Origin of the sequence: Devosia sp., from assembly GCF_034675085.1 — a bacterium.
Taxonomy (GTDB): domain Bacteria; phylum Pseudomonadota; class Alphaproteobacteria; order Rhizobiales; family Devosiaceae; genus Devosia.
The window spans coordinates 1-3,421 of the sequence record NZ_JAUCDN010000341.1 but is presented as its reverse complement, the minus strand read 5'-3'; the positions used below and the strand labels follow the sequence as shown (position 1 = coordinate 3,421).

General features: G+C 59.8%; 4 protein-coding genes. All 4 read right to left on the bottom strand.

What is annotated here, in order from left to right; translation table 11 throughout:
• Positions 1–820: 820 nt before the first annotated feature.
• On the bottom strand, positions 821–1,399 hold the full coding sequence (locus VDP82_RS15940; protein WP_323015813.1) for a hypothetical protein: 579 nt from the start codon (positions 1,397–1,399) through the stop codon (positions 821–823).
• 1 nt (position 1,400) lies between these two features.
• On the bottom strand, positions 1,401–1,688 hold the full coding sequence (locus VDP82_RS15935) for a hypothetical protein (protein ID WP_323015812.1): 288 nt from the start codon (positions 1,686–1,688) through the stop codon (positions 1,401–1,403).
• 319 nt (positions 1,689–2,007) lie between these two features.
• Positions 2,008–2,178, bottom strand: a complete 171-nt coding sequence (locus VDP82_RS15930; protein ID WP_323015811.1) for a hypothetical protein — start codon at positions 2,176–2,178, stop codon at positions 2,008–2,010.
• Positions 2,175–3,062, bottom strand: coding sequence for a helix-turn-helix domain-containing protein (locus VDP82_RS15925; RefSeq protein WP_323015810.1), 888 nt, complete (start codon positions 3,060–3,062; stop codon positions 2,175–2,177). Before VDP82_RS15925 ends, VDP82_RS15930 begins: the two co-directional genes overlap by 4 nt.
• Positions 3,063–3,421: the final 359 nt, after the last annotated feature.

Here is a 3,421-nt window from a genome sequence, read left to right as displayed (position 1 = left end):
AACTGAATATGGTCACAGCAGGCCGGGGGAGCCGTGGCAGTGCAAAGGCTTAACTCCGAGCGCCCGTCCCTGCGCTCCAATACACTTACCTGCTGAGAGGGGTTGAGGCTAAGACCGATGCAAAGACCGCGCTATTGATGCGAAAATTCCAAGAATAACCGCACCCCCGATCATCATTAAGGCTTCGGAAAATGCCTTCGCGGGGCCTCTTGATCCAAAATATCGAGCCCCTACGGCTGCGGCCGTTTCGGGATCGCCGCTTCCAAAAATAACGAAAATCGATAGCCCTAACTGCAACACCCCCATCACAAGAAAGACCCAGGCGATTATATTCCCCAACCGAGCAAAAAACACAGCGCACCCCCATGCTTGGGAATATTGCGCATCTGCTTGGAGCGGTCCACAGGGATTTATGGATGAGTGAATCGAGCTTCCAATGCGGGGTGCGCCACGGCGCCGTGACGACTTCGAGGAATGGGACGAACCCGCGCCTCGCGCGCTGCCAGCCGTGACGAACCACAACCGGCGACCTGTGAAACTATGTGGGGCGCGGTATTCAGGTAGCAACCGGCCGTCGCACTCGCCGCCCTACTGACCGCCTTTCGTCCACCCCAGACATCTAAGGGACCGCCTCCCTACTCTGCCATGGACGCTCCGAGAATCTCTTTTCCCGGTCAGCTTGTCGGAAGCGCCTGTGCCGGGAGCATTGCTGGCCTGACCCAGCTTGGAATCAAAAAGGCCCGGTTGCCCGAGCCCTGTTCGTTCAGACGATAGTCTGAAAATCGCATTAACTGAGGAATAGGGTGATTTGCCGCTTTCGTCAAGCGGCGCGCGATTGTCGCTGTGGACGCGGAATCATCCCCATATGATGGCCAATTGCATTCAGTGCCAAACGAAGATCCCCGATCATGTGCGGCAATTGCTGATCCCGGCCTACCAGATAATCCAGTGCGGCCCACATGTTGGCCCCGCGGTTCTCGTGATAGCCCTGCTCCAGCCGCACCGCGTCCTCGATGCCCTTCCATCGGGCAATAGCGGCCTTGCACCAGCGAGCATAATCCTCACTCTCGCCCTGATCACCGCCGCCAACACCAGTGCGCAGCGCGTCCGGCGATTTGACGGCCCGCTGGAAATTCTCGTAGGCCTCGCGCCAGACCAGTGCCGCCTCGTATTGCGCATCGGTGATGCCATCCGCATTGTTCCGCCGACCAGCGAGGCATAGCCGGCCCACGTAAGTAGCTGCCTTCTGGTCCCGCGCGTCCTGCTCGGTCAGGCCGAACACCTTCATGCGCAGAGCGATGCCATCGGCATTTTCGCTATAGGCGCTCTTGGCGCGGCTGATGGCGCCCGATGGAGTGCGCTTCACCCCGATTTTCCGTTTCCGGCCTGCTCTTGCCATGTCAGTTTCCTTTGCGCTTACGGATTTCTTCGAGGGCCTGACGCATCACGTCGCGCAGCGCATCGGCCAGGGTGGAGGGCTGCGGCAGGTCGGCATCAAAGCCCGCATCGAATGGATCGCCCTGCCTCTCGATGAGGTGAATGTGCTCGCTCTCAACGGTTGGAGCGCATGACGCATCGCAGCTCACCTGGCATTCTCCGAGCGAGTACCACCAGCCGGGCAGCTTGGATTTGAACTCTGCGATTGCCATTTGCAGATCGTCTTGGGGTGCAGTCTGCCATCCGGCCATGTGTCTCTGTCTCTCTGGTGGTTAGGAGGGGAGGAAAACGCCAATCCATTCGGGATAGGCGAGGGCCATGACTACAAGGAACGCAGCCCAGAGGACCCCCAAGGCAAATAGGCCGCCTTTGTCGAATTCACTCATCACCCTCTCCTTTCGCTTTCCAATGCTCGAAACAAAACCAGCGGCCCGCATGGACCACATTTCCGGTTGCCAAGGCCCGGCGAAGATCGACGCCCTCTCCGAAACTGGCCCGAGCCCCGCACACCTCGCAGGTGTGGATCAGAACTCGATGGCCTGGGCTGGATTCGGTGGATTTGACCGGCATTCATTTCGTGCCCTTTCGATCCAGGTCACGCAGCGCCATGCCGACCTCGGCCATTGCAGCGGTCGCCCCGAGGCCATGGTCTCGATATTCGGCATAGGCTTCACGGATGCGGGCGATGAACGCCTTGCGGGCGCCACCAGATTTTTCCGCGCCGTTTTGGGAATGGCTCATGCTGCTGCCCTCGCCTGCTCGATTTCTTCGATACGGAACGTCGCGCGGCCAGACTGACCCAGGGGTATCTTGCGGCCACGAAGGCGCTCAACCGCGATGAAATCTGGATGGTCCGGCGTCAGCACCACCAGGCCATTCGCCAGCGGCGGCACCGGATCGGATTTGAGTGGAACGGTCAGGGCCTCGACCCAAGCGCCGGTGCCGATCCACCGGCCCATGCCGGGGCGAAACTCAAGCTGCGCCTTCGGATCAACGCCACGCGCCTCGCTATCCTCGACATGCCAGCGGGCAAAGCGCTTGATTGCTGTGAAGCACCGAACGGTTTCCTCGTCGCTAAGCGCATCCCAGGCTTTGACCGCTGCCGTTCGGTTCGGCATGGGACGGTGGGGGAACGCCTTCCAAGCCAAATCAAAATCAACCCGCTCGCTGGCGGCGCGCAGCGCGTTACCGGTTAGATTACTGGTTCCCTTACTGGTTAGTGTCTCACAGCTCTGAGACACGGCTACCCCCTGTTTTTGAGACACGGCTTCGGCGTTTTCTGAGACACGGCTCGGCTCATTTTCCGTGTCGCTATCTGAGACACGGCTCGCAACATCTGGTGTGCCGAAGTCATCTTCGAACGCTAGGACGTAGCGCGTGTTCATCTGCTTTTTGGTGTCAGGATGGATGCGCTGTTCCCGACGAATGAGCCCACGCTCCTCAAGTTCATTGAGGTAGCGATTGACCGACGCCCGCGAGATTTCGCAGTCATGTGCGAGGCTCGCTTGATCGGGGAAGCAGCCATAGTCGGGATTGTGACGGTCAGCCAGACGCCAAAGCAGAACCTTGGCGATTGGCTTCAATCCGCGCTGTTCAATGGCCCAGTTGGTCGCTTTGTGGCTCATGGCGCAGCCCCAACGATGCGCAGCGCGTCTTGAGCCCTGATCCCCTTCGTGTGTACGAACAGGTGATAGTCTGCTGCCTGCTGCCCGACCAGGTGGCGCGCGGGAGAACCACAGGGATGAATGAGGCCCATACGGCTGGCGATAACCTTCGCACTGCCATAGGTAAGCCCTGCCCGCTCGGCTATCGCCTTGACGGACTCTCCTGCCTCATAACCCTCACGCAGGATTTGGCGCGCCGCGTCGTTTCGCCTAGTCATCCTGGCGCTCCGAAGGCGTGTCAGCAGCGCCATCCAGATTATGCCGCCGCTTATGGGCCTTGATGCCGGAAAGGACCGTCGTGTGATCCCGGTCCAGCTTTT

Coding starts and splice junctions, on each gene's coding strand:
- VDP82_RS15940 (WP_323015813.1), bottom strand. CDS start 1,399: ATGGCAAGAGCAGGCCGGAAACGGAAAATCGGGGTGAAGCGCACTCCA.
- VDP82_RS15935 (WP_323015812.1), bottom strand. CDS start 1,688: ATGGCCGGATGGCAGACTGCACCCCAAGACGATCTGCAAATGGCAATC.
- VDP82_RS15930 (WP_323015811.1), bottom strand. CDS start 2,178: ATGAGCCATTCCCAAAACGGCGCGGAAAAATCTGGTGGCGCCCGCAAG.
- VDP82_RS15925 (WP_323015810.1), bottom strand. CDS start 3,062: ATGAGCCACAAAGCGACCAACTGGGCCATTGAACAGCGCGGATTGAAG.